Source organism: Neoroseomonas soli (genome assembly GCF_018129065.1).
GTDB classification, from domain to species: Bacteria; Pseudomonadota; Alphaproteobacteria; order Acetobacterales; family Acetobacteraceae; genus Neoroseomonas; species Neoroseomonas soli.
In genome coordinates, this window is the sequence record NZ_JAAEDM010000034.1 from 14141 (window position 1) to 29954 (window position 15814).

A 15814-nucleotide genomic window follows, 5' to 3' on the forward strand; every position below is an offset into this window, starting at 1 on the left:
GCAGGACGGGCACCCGGACAGAAGAAGGAGGGGGTTCGGGGGAGTTCTCTCCCCCGACCTTGTCGCCCGATGGACGCACTGACGCTCGCCGTCATCCAGGCCGGCCTCCAGCAGGTCTGCAACGAGATGGACCTGGCCTTCTCGCGCTCCGCCTTCTCGCCCGTGATCGCGGAGGCCGACGACCGTTCCGATGGCATCTACGCGGCGAAGGACGGCGCACTGATCGCCCAGGGCGAAGGTGGGCTGCCGGTCTTCGTCGGCGCCATGCAACATTCGGCAGGCCACCTGATCCGCCTGATCGGCGAAGGTGCCGTCGCCGCGCCTGAGCCGGGCGACATCTACATCGTCAACGACCCTTATCTCGGCGGCACGCACCTGATGGATGTGCGCTTCGCCCGGCCATTCTTCATCGATGGCGAACTCTTCTGCTGGCTGCAGAACACCGGCCACTGGCCCGACACGGGCGGCATGGTGCCGGGCGGCTTCTCCGCGCACGCCACCGAAGTCGAGCAGGAAGGCCTCCGCCTGCCGCCCGTGAAGTTGTTCAAGCGCGGGGAAATGGACCGCGAGATCCTCTCCATCATCCAGTCCAATATCCGCGTGGCCGAGCAGCGCATCGGCGACATCAAGGCACAAGCCGCCGCGCTTCTGGTCGGCGAGAAGCGGCTTGGCGAGATGGTCGCCCGCTACGGCGCCGCCACGCTGCGCGAGGCCATCGCGCTGATCCGTGACCGCGCCGCCGAGCGCATGCGCGCCGAGATCCGCCGCATGCCCGAAGCCACCTGGCACGCCGAGGCCTTCGTCGATTCCGACGGCGTGGTGAACGAACCGCTGCGCATCGCGCTCGCCGTCACGCGATCCGGCGACACGCTGACCTTCGACTTCAGCGGATCGTCGAAGCCCTGTGCCGGCCCGATGAATTCCGTCTGGGCCACGACCTATTCGGCGGTGTGCCTTGGCGTGAAGCACATCTTTCCCGATGTGCCGATCAATGCGGGCACCTTCGCTCCGCTGAACATCATCCGGCCGGAGGGCACCTTCCTCGATGCCCGCTACCCGCGCCCGGTCTCCGGCTGCGCGGCGGAAGTCAGCCAACGCATCGCGGAAGCGGTGTTCCTCTGCCTTGTCCAGGCACTGCCCGAGGAAGTCACGGCGGCGCCCGCAGGAACGTCGGGGAACTTCGCGCTCGGCGGCGTCGATCCCGCGCGCGGCGCCGGCTACGTGATGTACCAGATCACCGGCGGCGGCTATGGCGGCAATGCTCGGGAAGACGGGCTGTCCAACGGCTGCTCGACCATCGGCATCAGCAAGACCGCGCCGGTCGAGGTGATGGAGCAGTACTACCCCGTCCTCTTCCGCCGCTTCGCGCTGCGGGAGGGCTCGGGCGGCGCCGGCGCGCATCGCGGCGGCTTCGGCGTGCATTACGAGGTCGAACTCCTGCGCGGCGAGGCGCGCGCCTCCTTCGTCATGGACCATGGCCGCTTCGGCCCGCCGGGCGTGCTCGGCGGCGGCGACGGCGCGCCGAACGAGGTGCGCATCCACCGCGATGGCGGCACGACCATTCCGCTGCATCTGTCCAAGGACCAGGGCATCGCGCTCGCGCCCGGCGACCGCGTGGAGGTCATGACGCCGGGCGGCGGCGGCTACGGCGATCCCTTCGCGCGCGACGCGGGGCTCGTCGCGCGCGACGTCCGGCGCGGCTACTACACGCCGGCGCAGGCCGCGATGCTGTGGCGCGTGGCCATCGCCGCCGACGGCCAGGTGGACGAGGCCGCCACCGCGGCGCTGCGCCAGGGGCGTGCCGCATGACCGCCTATCACCGCCCGCGCACGCTGGAGGACGCGCTCGCCATTCGCGCGGCGACCGGCGCTCTGCCGCTGGCGGGCGGGACGGATATCCACCCGATGCGCACCGCGCGCGCCGCTTGGGGCAATCCCTGGATGCCGGAGATCCTCGACCTTTCCGCAGTGCCGGATCTGGCGGGCATTGCGGAAACTGGGGAAGGCTGGCGCATCGGCGCGCGTACCACCTGGACGAGCATTGCGGATGCGCCATTGCCGCCCCTCTTCGACGGCCTGCGCGCGGCGGCGCGGGAGATCGGCGGCCGTCAGGTGCAGAATCGTGGCACCATTGCCGGCAACCTGGTCACCGCCTCCCCCGCGGGGGACGGCATCCCGAACCTGCTGGTGCTGGATGCGGAGGTCGAACTGGCCTCCACCCATGGCGCGCGGCGCCTGCGCGTGGCGGACTTCGTCACCGGATACCGCGCGACCGCATTGGCGCCGGGGGAGATCGTCACCGCGCTGCACATTCCACGCTGCGAGCGGGCGCGCGGTCGCTTCGAGAAACTGGGCGCGCGGCGCTACCTCGTCATCTCCATCGCCATGGCGGCGGCGGTGATACGGCTCGAGGGCGACCGCGTGGCGGAAGCGCGCATCGCGGTCGGTGCCTGTTCGCCCGTGGCGCGCCGCCTGCCGGTGCTGGAAGCCGCGCTCATCGGCATCCACCCATCGGAGATGCCGCAGGTGCCGCAGCCGGCGCACCTCGCGCCGCTGGCGCCGATCGACGACGTGCGCGGATCTGCCGCCTATCGCGCCGACGCCGCCCGCGCGCTGCTGCGCGACCTGCTGGCGGGCTTCCTGGGATGACCGCGCTGATCGTCAACGGAACACGGCGGGAGGTTGCCGCCGATCCCTTCGCGCCGCTGTCCGACACGCTGAGGGAAGGCCTCGGCCTGACCGGCACCAAGGAAGGCTGCAACGCCGGCGATTGCGGCGCTTGCACCGTGCTGATGGACGGCGCGCAGGTCTGTTCCTGCCTGGTGTCCACCGCGCAGGCGGAAGGTGCGGAGATCACCACGATCGAGGCACAGGATCCGCTGCTTGATCGATTGCGCGCCGCCTTCCTCGCGCGTGGCGCGGCGCAGTGCGGCATCTGCACGCCAGGCATGCTGATGGCGTCGTTCGACCTGCTGCGCCGAAACGCCGCGCCGGATCGTGCGGCGGTGGAGGATGCGCTCGGCGGAGTGCTGTGCCGCTGCACGGGCTACCTGCAGATCATCGAGGCGGTGCTCGACGCCGCGCACGGCACCGTCGCGGCGCCCTTCGCAGGGATTGCCGGCAGCGCCGTGGGCGCGCCGCTCCCACGCGTGGACGGCGCCGCGAAGGTCGCCGGCACCGAGCGCTACGGCGCCGACGCCGCACCTGCCGGCGCGCTGTGGCTACGCGTGGTGCGGTCGCCGCACGCGCATGCGCGCTTCACGCTGGGTGACCTCGAGGCTGCGCGCGCCGGGCTTGGGCTGACCGCCATCCTTTCCGCGCGCGACGTGCCGGGGCGCAACGCCTTCGGCATCATGCCGGACCTCAAGGACCAGCCGGTCTTCGCCGACGGCTACGTGCGCTACCGCGGGGAAGCGGTGCTCGGCCTGCTCGGCGCGCGCGAGGACGTGGCCGCCGTGCGCGACGCCGATCTGCCCGTCGCCTGGGAGCCGTTGCCCGCGCTGCACGGCGTGGCCGCCGCGCTCGCCGAGGGGGCGCCGCGGTTGCACGACCATGCGCCGCGCAACGTGCTGGTGCGCGGGCACCTGCGCTGCGGCGACGCGGAAGCCGCCTTCGCGACCGCCGCCGCACGCACCGAAGGCACCTTCCGCACGGCCTTCGTCGAGCACGCCTACATAGAGCCCGAGGCCGGCTTCGCGGAACCGGGCACCAACGGCGCCATGACCGTCGCCGCCTGCACCCAGGCGCCGGTGATGGATCGCGAGGAGACGGCCCGGGTCCTCGGTGTTCCCGACGAGGCGGTGCGTATCATCCCCACCGCCTGCGGCGGCGGATTCGGCGGCAAGCTCGATGTCTCGGTGCAGCCGCTGCTGGCGGTTGCCGCGCGTGTCACGGATCGCCCCGTGCGCATGGTCTATTCGCGTACCGAGAGCATGGCGTCCTCGACGAAGCGCCACCCCGCGACGTTGCGCGCGCGCATGGCGGCGGATGCGGATGGCCGCTTCACCGCCTTCACGCTGGACGGTGACTTCAACACCGGCGCCTACGCATCCTGGGGCCCCACCGTGGCGAACCGGGTGCCGGTGCATGCCTCCGGCCCCTATCGGGTGCCGAACGTGCGCAACCGCACGCGTGCGGTCCATACCAACGACACGCCGGCGGGCGCCTTCCGCGGTTTCGGCGTGCCGCAGGCGGCGATCGCGACCGAGGCGTTGGTGGATGATCTCGCCGAACGACTCGGGTTGGACCGCTGGGACATCCGGCGGCGCAACGCCATCGGCAAGGGCGATGTCACGCCCTCGGGGCAGGTGCTGCACGCTTCGGCGGGGCTGTCGGAATGCCTCGACGCGCTGAAGCCGGAATGGGATGAGATGCTCGCCCGCGTCGCCGCGCACAATGCGACGCATGCGCGCCATCGCCTCGGCGCGGGCATCGCCTGCATGTGGTACGGGTGCGGCAACACGGCATTGTCGAACCCTTCCACCATGCGCATCACGCTGGCGCGCGACGGGACGATCACGCTGTTCAACGGCGCGGTGGATATCGGGCAAGGCAGTTCCACGGTGATCGCGCAGATCGTGGCGGATGCACTCGGCGTGCCGATCGCGGTGCTGCGGCAGGTGGTCGGCGACACGGCGCTCACGCCGGATGCGGGAAAGACCTCGGCGTCGCGCCAGACCTTCGTCTCCGGCCGCGCGGCGCAGGATGCGGCGAAGGCACTGCGCGCGCGCATCCTCGCGCTCGCGAATGCCGGCGACGATGCGCGATTCGCTCTCGACGGCACGCGGCTGGCCGTGTCGGGGGCCGACGGCATGCGGGTGCTGGAACTCTCGCGCCTCAATTCGGATCTGACCGTGGAGGCACGCTACGACCCGCCCACCGTGCCGCTCGATGCGGACGGCCAGGGGGTACCCTACGCCACCTACGGCTTCGCGGCGCAGATCGCACTGGTGCGCGTGGATACGACGCTCGGGAAGGTGAAGGTGGAGGAGATCGTCGTCGCGCAGGATGTCGGCCGCGCGGTGAACCCGCTGCTGATCGCCGGGCAAATCCATGGCGGCGTCGCGCAGGGCCTAGGCCTGGCGCTGATGGAGGAATTCATCCCTGGCCGCACCGAGAACCTGCACGACTACCTGATCCCCACCGCCGGCGACATGCCGCGCATCCGCATCCACCTGATCGAGGACCCGGAACCCGAAGGCCCCTTCGGCGCGAAGGGCGTGGGCGAGCCGGCGCTGGTGCCGACGGCGCCGGCGATCCTCTCCGCGGTTCGCCACGCGACGGGGGTGCGGATGACGGAAGTGCCGGTGCTGCCGCATCGGTTGCATGAAAGAATCGGGGGAGGAGAACCTCCCCCGAGCCCCCTCCCTTCTTTGTCTTTTGGCGCCGAACCTCGGCAGCGGGGCGCCAAGTGACAAAAAAGGTTGAGGGGGGTCCGGGGGGAGAAGTTCACTTCTCCCCCCGGCCGCCGGAGGCATCCCCATGACATCCCGTGCCGCCCGCAGCGAAAAGTTCGGCGCCGCCGAAGGCGACGGCATCATCCGCTGCGATGCCTGTCCCGTGCTTTGCCGCATCCGCCCCGGCCGGGCCGGTGCCTGCGCGCGCTACGCCAACCAGGATGGCGTTCTGGTCCGCACCGACCCCGCGCTGACGCTCGCGCAGGCGGTGGACCAGCACCGCCCTGTCGTCGCCTTCGCCCAGGCCGAGTGGGACGGCGAATTGCTCGACCCGTCGCGCGCCTTCGTCACCGGAGTGGGCGCGGGCACCACCTATCCCGACTACAAGCCCGCGCCTTTCATCGTCGGCGCCACGCATGCGGGCGTGGACACCGTCACCGTCGTGACGGAGGGCATGTTCAGCTACTGCGGCGTGAAGGTGAAGATCGACACCGACCGTCATCTCGGCCCGGAAGCCGCGCCGGTACGCGTGAACGGGGAACAGGTCGGGCACGTGACGACGGCCGAGTACGGGTCGCAGATGCTGTCCATCGGCGGCGTGCGGCATCTCACCGGCGGATCGAAGAAGGAAGGCGTCGTCACCTGCGAGACGCTGCTGCGGCTCTGCGGCGCGGAGCCGGTGGAAATGACCATCGAGGGCGGGCATTCCGTGGTGGTGCAGTCGGGTGCCGCGCCGATCGTGGACGGCACGCCGGAACGCCGCATGCGCGTCGGCTGCGGCAGTGCCGCCGTCGGCATCTTCGCGCAGCAATGGCTTGGGCATGTGGACGAGGTGATCGTGGTGGACGACCACATCACCGGCGTGCTGACCGAACACCAGGCCGGCAAGGTGTTGAACATGCGCCCCGCCGGCATCCGCGTGCGCGGGCGGCGCTCCACGCCGGGGCGATATTTCCAGGTCGCCCGGCCTGGCCTCGGCTGGGGCGGGACCGACATCACCGACCCGCTCGCGGTGATCGAGAAGATCGACCCCAAGGTGGCCTGGCCCGGGCTCCGCCTGCTGCTGACCAGCACGACCGGCGAGGACGCGCTGTTCTGCGTGCTGGACGAGGCGCTGAACCCCGTGCCGACGGACATGCCCGCCGCCGTGCGCAGCGTGGTGGACCGCATCGGGGAGAATTGCGAGCCGTCCCTCTGCTCGGTGGTGTTCATGGCTGGCGCCGGAGGGTCGCTTCGTGCCGGCGTGACGGAGAATCCGGTGCTGCTGACCCAGGCCGTCCAGTCGGGGCAGGTGCGCGTCACCATGGGCGGCGCGCCGGTCTATCTCTGGCCGGGCGGCGGCATCACGGTGATGGCGGACGTGCTGCGCATGCCGCGGATGTCATTCGGGCACGTGCCGACGCCGGCCATCGTCGCTCCGATCGAGTTCACCCTGCCGCGCGCGCTCTACGCGCGGCTCGGCGGCCACATGGACCAGGTGGTGCCGGTGGAGGAGGTGCTCCGCGGCCTCGGGGCGGACCTCCGGGTAGAGACCTGGCACCCCGCCAATCCCTGGCCGCTGCCGCGCTGATCCCGTGGACCCGCCCGTCGCCCAGCGGCTGGCCGGCGAACGCCTGCACCTGTCCCACGGGCCGATAGACGTGGTGCTCCGAGCCTGGGGGGCGCCCGAGGCGGTGCGCGCGGCCGAGGCAGCCGCGACGGCGATGTTCCCGGGCATCCTGCCCGGCCTGGTCGCGGAACTCGATGAATTGCGCCGCCCGATGGCCGGGTCCCCGCGCGTCCGGCACCCGGTCGCGCGCCGCATGGTCGCGGCCTGCACGCCCTTCGCGCCGGTCTTCGTCACGCCGATGGCCGCGGTGGCCGGAGCGGTGGCCGACGCGCTGCTGGACGCGATGTGGGACGCCGCGGCGCTCGAGCGCGCCTATGCGAACGACGGCGGCGACATCGCAGTGCGGGTGAGGCCGGGCGAGTCGCTCGCCGTGGGCCTCGCCGCCGACCCGGCGCGGCTGGCGCTCGACGGCGCGCTGCGCGTGACGCCGGAAAGCGGCATCGGCGGCATCGCGACCTCCGGCAGGCATGGGCGCTCCTTCTCGCTGGGCATCGCCGATGCGGTCACGGTGCTCGCGCAGGATGCGGCGACGGCGGATGTCGCGGCGACGCTCATCGCCAATGCCGTGGACCTGGACAGCCCGGCAGTCCGACGCGTGCCTGCATCGAGCCTCGATCCCGACAGCGATCTCGGCGAGCGCCTCGTCACGGTCGAGGTCGGCCCGCTTGCCGCCGGCGATGTGGCGGCTGCGCTGGCCGCCGGCCTGGCGCGGGCCGAGGCGTATCGTGCCAGCGGACGGATCCTCGGCGCGGCGCTGCGGCTCGGCGGGGAGCTGCGCGCGACGGGCCTCGCGGCCTTGCCTTCCCCCTGAACGCAGAAAGGGGCGCCTTGCGGCGCCCCTTTCCTCGAAGACCTTGCGCTGTCGCGCAGGATCAGCGGAGGACGATTTCCACGCGCCGGTTCTGCGGCTCGCGGACGTTGTCCGGGGTCGGGACCAGAAGCTGGCTCTGGCCGAAGCCGCGGGTCACGATCTCGTTCCGGGGCACGCCCAGGCGGACGAGCTCGGCGGCGACCGCGTTGGCGCGACGCTCGGACAGGCCCTGGTTGTAGCGAGCCGAACCCGAGGTGTCGGTGTGGCCGTTCACTTCGATGCGGGTCACCGCCTGGCGGGTGCGGGCCTGGGCGGCCTCGCCGATGATCTGGCGCGCGCGCTGCGTCAGGTCGGCGCGGTTCCAGTCGAAGAACACCAGGAAGGTGCGCGCCGGCGCCGGGACAGCGGCAGGCGCCGCCACCGGGGCGGCCGTGCGGCCGAAGTTGTAGCGCACGCCAACCAGCAGCGAGTGGTTGAAGTTGTCCATGTCGAACGACACGTTGTCGCGGGCGTTGAAGTTCTGCCCGTTCACCGTGACGTTCTGGTTGGCGCGGCCGTCGATCGTGTGGCCGGTCGTGCCCATGAAGCGGTACTCGGCGGTCAGCGCGAGGCCCGGCACGGCGTCGATCGGGAAGGCGAGGCCGACGATCGCCTGGTAGGCGAAGGCGCCCTCGGTGCCACCGACGTCAACGCTGCCCGAGGCGTTGTTCGAGCTGGCGCGGAAGCCGAGGCTGTCCACGTCCTGCCAGACGTAGCCGATACCGGCGCCGATGTACGGCATCACGCCGCCCAGGTTGAAGTCATACAGGGCGTTGACCATCACGCCGTAGCTGTTGACGGTGCCGCCGGCGCGCGGCGCGTTGCGGCCGTTCACCTTGATGTTGTCGACGTCGTTCGAGCGGTAGCTGCCTTCGAGCTCGGCGCGCAGGCCGTTGCCGAAGCCGTAGCCGACGCTCAGCACGCCGGCCCAGCCCCACTCGAAGGAAGCCTCGATGCCGTTGTCGCTGGAGCTCTGGAGGTAGTTGGTGCCGAGGCCGGCGCCGACGTACACGCCCTGCACCCGCGGATCACCCCAGCTCGTCTGCGCCTGCGCGGCCATCGGCAGCGACAGCAGCGTCGCAGCCAGAAGGGTCTTCCTGAAGCTCATCGTCGTTCCTCGCATCCACTCACGCACCGACCGCGCCGGCGCTGATCGCTCCCCCCAGGAGGGGCTCGACCAAACTCTACACAGAATCCTCTCGCCGTGACCCAGCATCCGGCGCGGCATTCCCACATCGTCAGCGCACTGTGGCGGCCATGCCACAGCTGTGTGGCCCCGCGGCGGAGTGCCGGGATTCCGCGGCCGCCCCGCTTTTCCGCCGACACCTCGCCGATCCGGGTCTAGTCTTGTCCATGGCGGCCCCCCGCCGGGCCGCGGATGAACACGGCCGGTCCACGGCCGGGGAACCAAAGGGAGGCCCGCCACCATGCCCGAATCCGCGTCGAGACCAGAAGCCGGGGCGCGGCCCCGTGCCGTCGCCCTGATCGGGCCGCAGGGCAGCGGCAAGTCCACCCTGTTCGACGCCCTGCTCACCGCGGCCGGCAGCCCGCCGCCGCGACGCCCGGGTGAGGCCCGCAGCCGCGCCATGGGCACCGAGACGCGTCTCGGCCATTGCGACTTCATGGGCGACCCCTGGGCCCTGCTGGACTGCCCCGGCTCGGTCGAATTCTCCTACGAAACCGCCGCGGCCCTCGCGGCCGCAGACCTCGCCGTGGTCGTCTGCGACCCAAGCCCCGCCCGTGCCGCCGCCCTCGCCCCGGCCTTCCACGCCCTCGAACAGGCCGGGCTGCCGGCCATGGTCTTCGTCAACAAGGCCGATACGCTGGGGGAACAACACATCCGCGACACCCTCGCGGCGCTTCAGGCCCATTCGCGCCGCCCCCTCGTGCTGCGTCAGGTTCCGATCCGCGAGAAGGGCGAGGTCACCGGCTATGTCGACCTGGTGAGCGAACGCGCCTATCGCTGGCGCAAGGGCGAGCCCTCCGAACTCATCCGCATGCCCGAAACGATCGCGGCGCGCGAGGCCGAGGCCCGCGCCGCCCTTGCCGAGACGCTGGCCGACCACGATGACGCGCTGCTCGAGAAGGTGGTGGAGGACACCATCCCGGCGCCCGCGGACCTCTACCGCCCGCTGCACGCGGACATCGTCGCCGGCGCGGTCGATCCCGTCCTGATCGGTGCGGCCGAGAGGCGGCACGGCGTGCTCCGGCTGTGGAAGGCCCTGCGCCACGACGTACCGGCCCCGGAGGAGACCGCGGCGCGCCGCGGCATCGCGCCGGAAGGCGAACCGCTCGCCCAGGTGTTCCGCTCCGTCCATGCGGGGCATGGGGGCAAGCTCTCCTACGCCCGCATCTGGCGCGGGTCCTTCAAGGACGGCGCGACGGTCAACGGCTCGCGCATCGGCGGCATCTCCCGCTTCCCGGCGGGCGAGCCCGCCAAGGTGGGCGAGGCCGCCGCGGGCGAGATCGTCGCCCTCGGCCGGCTGGATTCGGTGCCGAGCGGCGCGGTCATTACGACCTCCGGCGCCGCGCCATCGCTGCCCTTCCCGGCCCCGCCCGCGCCGGTCTATGCGCTCGCCATCGCCACGGAGGACCGCAAGGACGACGTGCGCCTCTCCGGCGCCCTCACGCGGCTGACGGAGGAGGATCCCTCCCTCTGCGTCACCCACGATCCCGAAGCGGGGCAGATCGTGCTCGCCGGGCAGGGCGACATCCATCTCGGCCACGCCGTGACACGCCTGGCGGAAGCGCACGGGCTGCGCGTCAGCACCTCCCGCCCACGCATCCCCTTCAAGGAGACCATCCGCGCCGCCGCGCGCCATCACGCCCGCCACCGACGCCAGACCGGCGGCCATGGCCAGTTCGCCGACGTGACGCTCGAAGTCGCGCCCCGCCCGCGCGGCGAGGGCTTCGCCTTCGAGGACCGCATCGTCGGCGGCGCCATCCCGCGCAAGTTCATCCCCGCCGTCGGCGACGCGGCAGAGGAAGCCGCGAAGAAGGGCCCGCTCGGCAATCCCGTGGTGGACATCGCGGTCACGCTGCATGACGGCGCCTTCCATTCCGTCGATTCCAGCGACATGGCCTTTGCCACCGCGACGCGCATGGCGATGCAGGAGGCATTGGCCAAGGCCGAGCCGGTGATGCTCGAACCGGTGGACCAGGTGACGGTGCTGGTGCCGCAGGACGCGACCGCGGCCGCGCAGCGGCTGCTGACCGGGCGGCGCGGCCAGATCCTCGGCTATGCGGAGAAGGAAGGTTGGCCGGGCTGGGACGAGGTGCAGGCGCTGGTGCCGGAAATGGAACTGCACGACCTCATCATAGAATTGCGGTCGCAGACCATGGGGCTCGGCACCTATACGCGGCGCTTCGACCACCTCGCGGAGGCGCGAGGCAGATAGGGCGCGGGGACGGCCCGCAGCGGCCGCGATCGCGGATCATGCGAAGGCCCAAGGGCCTTCGCATGACAGCCCGGCGGAGATCGGCCCTTCAGTTCACCAGGCACGCCACCCCCGCTCCCGGCGAGCCTCGCCACGACCCTCTCGTGCGGCCACGTTCCTCGCCGCCGAATCATCCTGGACCGGATGTCGCCGGATTCCCTGCGCGCGACGAGGCCGCTCTCGAGGCCGAACGGCCACCGGCTCACATGCGGCCGACGCCCCTTCCGCAGCAGCTCCCCGAGATCCACCGCGACCGGGGGCACCACCATCGGGCGCGCCGCGATCGCGCCCCCCTTCCCCTCGGCGCGTCGCGTGGCACACTCCGCCCCACAGCAAAGGGAACGCCACTTCATGGAAAGCCAGTACACCGTCGCAGATCTCGTCGCGGATATCCTGCCGCGCATGGGGGTTTCGACCGTCTTCGGCATCGTCTCCGTGCACAACATCCCGATGCTGGACGCGATCGGGCAACGCAATGCGCTGCGCTACGTGATGGCGCGCGGCGAGATGGGCGGCGCGCACATGGCCGATGCCTATGCGCGCGTGACCGGGCATCTCGGCGTCCTGTTCACCTCGACCGGGCCCGGCATGGCCAACGCCATCCCCGGCCTGGTGGAGGCGCGCTTCGCCGGCAGCCCGGTGCTGCACATCACCGGGCAGACGGCGACGAAGCATATCGACCGCGACGCCGGCACGGTGCACGACGTGCCGGGGCAGACGGCGATGCTCGCCGCGGCCTGCAAGGCCGCCTATCGCGTGCGCACGGCGAACGAGGCCTTCGGCGTGCTGGTGCGCGCGGCGGCCGAGGCACTCTCCGCCCCGCGCGGCCCGGTGAGCGTGGAGATCCCGATCGACCTGCAGCGCACGCCGACCGCGCGGCCCGCGGGCCTCGACGCGCTGGAACTGCCGATCGCCGCGCCGCTGCCGCCGAGCCCGGCGGAACTCGATGCCGCCGCCGAGATCCTGGCCGGCGCGAAGCGGCCGATGCTGTGGCTCGGCAATGGCGCGAAGCAGGCGCGCGCGGCGGCGATGCGGCTGATGGACCTGGGCTTTGGCGCGGTGTCGTCCTGGAACGGGCGCGGCACGATCCCCGAGGACCATCCGATGACCCTCGGCGGCATGCACGGCAACGGATCGCCGCGCGTACAGGATTTCTACGGCAGCGTGGATGCGATGCTCGTCGTCGGGTCCCGCCTGCGCGGGCACGAGACGGGCGACTTCTCCATGAAGTTGCCGAAGACGCTGATCCATGTGGACAGCGACGCCACCGCCAATGGCCGCACCTATCCGAACAGCCTGTTCGTGCATGGCGACGCGGCGCTGGCGATGGAAGGCATCGCGGACCGGCTCGCCGGCAAGGCCTCGGTCGATGCCGGCTTCGCCGCGGACTTCGCCGCGATGAAGGCGCGCGCGCGTGAGGAATACCTCGCGACCCTCGGCCCCTACGCCCCCTTCCCCGATGCGATTCGCGCCGCCCTGCCGCGCGACGGCGTCTGGGTGCGCGACGTCACCATCTCCAACTCCACCTGGGGCAACCGCATCTTCCCGCTCTACGACCCGCGCAACTCCGTCTATCCCGTGGGCGCGGCGATCGGACCGGGCCTCGCGCTCGGCATCGGCGCCTCGATCGCGGCGCAGGGGCGCAAGACCATCGCGATGTGCGGCGATGGCGGCTTCTCGCTGGGCATGTGCGAACTCTGGACCGTCGCGCAGGAGAAGCCCGACCTCGTCACCATGGTGATGAACGACGGCGGTTACGGCGTGATCCGCCACATCCAGGACGCGGTCGCCGACGGGCGGCAGTTCGGCGACAACCTGCTGACCCCGGACCTGCAGGGGCTCGCGGCACTGGCGGGGCTGCCCTTCTTCCGGGTGTCGAGCGCGGAGACGGTCGGCACGGTGCTGGCGCAGGCGCTGGCGGTGAAGGGACCGGCGCTGGTGGAAGTGGATATGCGCGCGATCGGGGCGGTGCCGCCCTATGCGCCGTATTCCACCATGGGGAAGCACGCGGAGAGGGCGCGCGCGTAGGAACCGGAGGGCCCTGCCCTCCGGACCACCCGGCAAAGGCCGAAAGGCCTTTGCAAACCATGACCGGGTACCGGGGACGAAGGGCTTCCCCGGCTACCTCGCGAGCACCCGCCGCGCCGTCCACCCTGCCAAGCCGCACCCCGCGATCACCGCCGCCATCGGCACCGCCGTCCCATCCTGCAGCGCGCCGAGTATCGCGCCGACGCCCGCGCCGATCCCAAACTGCAGCGTGCCCATCAGCGCGGATGCACTGCCCGCCACCGCGCCATGCGGCCCCATCCCAAGCGCGGTCGTCAGCGGCATGACGGCCCCAATCATCGCGATATAGCCAAACAACGCCACGAGCAGCGTCGCGAAACCGCCGATGCCCGTCGCGGTCACAAACACCAGGGTCAGCCCCGACAGCAGCGGCACCCACAGCACCACTGGCAGCAGCCGCGCCGGCGCGACGCGTTGCGCCAGCCGCCCCACCACCTGCCCCGTCACCATGATGCCAAGCGCATTCGCCCCGAAATAGAACCCGAACTGCCCCGCCGAAACGCCATGCAGTTCCATGAACACGAAGGGCGAGCCGCTGATGTAAGCGAACATCCCGCCAATGATGAACCCGCCCGTCAGCGCGTGCCCCATGAAGCGCCGATTGCCGAGCAGCCCGCGCCAGACACCCGCCACCTCCGCCACGCCGCCGCGGCGTCGGCGTTCCAATGGCAGGCTCTCCGGCAGGAACAGCGCGATCACGGTGAACATCGTCGCGCCATAGGCCGCCAACAGCCAGAAGATGCCGCGCCAGCCGAAGACCGGCAGCACCGCGCCGCCGACCATCGGCGCGACGATCGGCGCCACGCCCATCACGAGCATGATCTGCGCCATCAGGTGAACCGAGCCTCGTTCATCCGTCACGTCGCGCACCACGGCGCGCGCGATGACCATGCCCGCGCAGCCGCCAAGCGCCTGCACCAGTCGCGCCACGGTCAGCGCCTGGATGTCCGGCGCCAGCGCGCAGGCGACCGCTGCGACCGTGTAGAGGCCCAACCCGGCGAAAAGCGGCCCGCGCCGCCCGTACCTGTCCGCCAGAGGTCCATAGACCACCTGCCCGCAGGCCAGGCCCAGGAAGTAGATCGCCAGCGTCCCCTGCACCGCCCCCGGCGAGGCGCCCAGCGACGCCCCCAGCGCCGGCAGCGCAGGCAGGTACATGTCGATCGAGAAAGGCCCGATCCCTGCCAGCGCGCCAAGGACCAGCGCGAGGCGACGATGGCTCGGCGCGCTCACGCCCGGGGCGCGGCGGACAGCGCCTCGGCGGCGAGCGCCAGGGCCTGTTCCACCGCCGCGCGGCCTTCCGCCGAAAGCGGCGCCTGCGGCGGCACCGGGTCGCCCACGGCGAAGCCCTGGATCTGCAACGCGCCCTTGATGCAGGCGGCGAGCGAATGCGCGGCGAACAACTCGTTCACCCGCCACAGCGCCCGCTGCAGCGTCATCGCCGCATCCCACTTCCCGGCACGGCACAGTTCGTACAGGCGCACGCTCTCGCGCGGGATCGCGCAGGCCGGCCCGGCCATCCAGCCCTTGCCGCCGATCATCATCACCGCGGTCGTGATGTGCGCCGAGGCTGCGAAGACCTCGAGCCGCCCGCCCGTGCGGTTCAGGATGGACAGCAGCCGCCCGGTATTGGTCGACGCATCCTTGATGCCCACGATGCGCGGGTGCTGCGACAGCCTGTCGATCGCCGGCAGCGTCAGGTCGGACCGCTGGAAGTTCGGATTGGTGTAGAGCACCACCGGCTTGTCGGTCGCATCCGCGATGGCCGTGAAGTACGCGACCACCGCGGCCTCGGAGAGCGGGAAATAGGCTTCGAGGATCGCGAGGATCCCATCCGCGCCGATCGCCGCATAATCCTTCGCCTGGCGCACCGCATCGGCCGTGGTGGTCGCGGCGACGCCGGCCACCACCGGCACGCGGCCCTTCGCCTGGTCCACCACGACCTCGATGATCCGCCGCCGCTGCGCCGTGTCGAGGTAGGCGAATTCCCCCGTGCTGCCGAGGGGCGTCAACCCGTGCACACCGGCCGCGATCAGGTGGTCCACCAATCGACGGAGTTCGCCCTCCAGCACCGCGCCGTCCGGCGCGACGGGGGAAACGAGATAGGGAAAGACGCCGTGAAACGCGCTCATGCCGATCCTTCATCCAATTCGCGCAGCACCACCAGGATCTCCTGGCGCGCCGGTTCGGGCAGGCCATGCACCGCGGTAGCCACCCGGCGCAGCGCCTGCCGCAGCCCGTGGATCTGGTCGAGGAGGTCGAGAGCCACGCTCACGCCCTCCTCGTTGACGCCCATCGCCTCGCGCAGGTCGCGGATCAGGCAGGCGCGGGCGAGGTCGGCCTCGGTGTAGCCCGGCGCCTCGGTGGCGCGCGGCGCGATCCAGCCTGCGGCGATCCAGCTTTCAATCGTCGTTGCTTGCAGGTGCAGCCGGCGCAGCCTGTCGGTGTCCTCGGCCATG

General features: G+C 71.5%; 11 protein-coding genes. 7 read left to right on the forward strand and 4 right to left on the reverse strand.

Annotated elements, in window-relative coordinates; genetic code table 11:
• The first annotated feature begins 69 nt into the window (after positions 1-69).
• From GXW76_RS13475 to GXW76_RS13495, 5 genes are all read left to right on the forward strand, one after another.
• Positions 70-1809: a hydantoinase B/oxoprolinase family protein gene (locus GXW76_RS13475; protein ID WP_211862601.1), complete on the forward strand. Its 1740-nt coding sequence runs from the start codon at positions 70-72 to the stop codon at positions 1807-1809.
• Positions 1806-2648 (forward strand): FAD binding domain-containing protein, encoded by an 843-nt coding sequence (locus tag GXW76_RS13480; RefSeq protein WP_211862602.1) that lies wholly within the window; start codon positions 1806-1808, stop codon positions 2646-2648. Before GXW76_RS13475 ends, GXW76_RS13480 begins: the two co-directional genes overlap by 4 nt.
• A complete protein-coding gene (locus GXW76_RS13485; RefSeq protein ID WP_211862603.1) occupies positions 2645-5413 on the forward strand; it encodes a molybdopterin-dependent oxidoreductase in 2769 nt (922 codons plus the stop codon). Before GXW76_RS13480 ends, GXW76_RS13485 begins: the two co-directional genes overlap by 4 nt.
• Before the next feature lie 67 nt (positions 5414-5480).
• Positions 5481-6965 (forward strand): 6-hydroxynicotinate reductase, encoded by a 1485-nt coding sequence (locus tag GXW76_RS13490; RefSeq protein ID WP_211862604.1) that lies wholly within the window; start codon positions 5481-5483, stop codon positions 6963-6965.
• Between the two features lie 4 nt (positions 6966-6969).
• Entirely contained in the window at positions 6970-7815 is an 846-nt protein-coding gene (locus GXW76_RS13495; protein WP_211862605.1) for a UPF0280 family protein, read from the forward strand.
• A gap of 61 nt (positions 7816-7876) precedes the next feature.
• On the opposite strand, the gene GXW76_RS13500 is transcribed toward GXW76_RS13495, so the two are convergent.
• A complete protein-coding gene (locus tag GXW76_RS13500; RefSeq protein WP_211862606.1) occupies positions 7877-8962 on the reverse strand; it encodes an OmpA family protein in 1086 nt (361 codons plus the stop codon).
• 319 nt (positions 8963-9281) lie between these two features.
• Between GXW76_RS13500 and GXW76_RS13505 the strand changes: the two genes are divergently transcribed.
• Complete coding sequence (locus tag GXW76_RS13505) at positions 9282-11252, forward strand: elongation factor G (RefSeq protein ID WP_211862607.1); 1971 nt, start codon at positions 9282-9284, stop codon at positions 11250-11252.
• A gap of 390 nt (positions 11253-11642) precedes the next feature.
• Positions 11643-13319: a thiamine pyrophosphate-binding protein gene (locus GXW76_RS13510; RefSeq protein WP_211862608.1), complete on the forward strand. Its 1677-nt coding sequence runs from the start codon at positions 11643-11645 to the stop codon at positions 13317-13319.
• Between the two features lie 93 nt (positions 13320-13412).
• On the opposite strand, the gene GXW76_RS13515 is transcribed toward GXW76_RS13510, so the two are convergent.
• Genes GXW76_RS13515 through GXW76_RS13525 form a run of 3 tightly spaced genes read right to left on the reverse strand, consistent with a single transcriptional unit; the run spans position 13413 to position 15813 of the window.
• On the reverse strand, positions 13413-14588 hold the full coding sequence (locus GXW76_RS13515) for a Bcr/CflA family multidrug efflux MFS transporter (RefSeq protein ID WP_211862609.1): 1176 nt from the start codon (positions 14586-14588) through the stop codon (positions 13413-13415).
• Positions 14585-15487, reverse strand: coding sequence for a dihydrodipicolinate synthase family protein (locus tag GXW76_RS13520; RefSeq protein WP_211862610.1), 903 nt, complete (start codon positions 15485-15487; stop codon positions 14585-14587). The genes GXW76_RS13515 and GXW76_RS13520 overlap by 4 nt, the downstream gene beginning before the upstream one ends.
• Positions 15484-15813 (reverse strand): MerR family transcriptional regulator, encoded by a 330-nt coding sequence (locus GXW76_RS13525; protein ID WP_211862611.1) that lies wholly within the window; start codon positions 15811-15813, stop codon positions 15484-15486. The genes GXW76_RS13520 and GXW76_RS13525 overlap by 4 nt, the downstream gene beginning before the upstream one ends.
• Position 15814 lies beyond the last annotated feature (1 nt).